We start from the raw sequence: 255 nt of genomic DNA, 5'->3' as shown, positions 1-255 counted from the left end.
CGGGAGGCAGCAGTGGGGAATATTGCACAATGGGCGCAAGCCTGATGCAGCCATGCCGCGTGTATGAAGAAGGCCTTCGGGTTGTAAAGTACTTTCAGCGGGGAGGAAGGGATTGTGGTTAATAACCACAGTCATTGACGTTACCCGCAGAAGAAGCACCGGCTAACTCCGTGCCAGCAGCCGCGGTAATACGGAGGGTGCAAGCGTTAATCGGAATTACTGGGCGTAAAGCGCACGCAGGCGGTCTGTCAAGTC

The 255-nt window shown here is 55.7% G+C and carries 1 rRNA gene; it reads left to right on the top strand.

The window, feature by feature from the left end:
• Positions 1-255, top strand: a 16S ribosomal RNA gene (locus tag OOJ60_RS24955); the annotation flags it as partial.

It is taken from the genome of Citrobacter sp. R4 (assembly GCF_026719175.1).
GTDB classification, from domain to species: domain Bacteria; phylum Pseudomonadota; class Gammaproteobacteria; order Enterobacterales; family Enterobacteriaceae; genus Citrobacter_A; species Citrobacter_A sedlakii.
The sequence above is the reverse complement of the archived record's forward strand: the minus strand, read 5'-3'. Positions and strand labels throughout refer to the sequence as shown.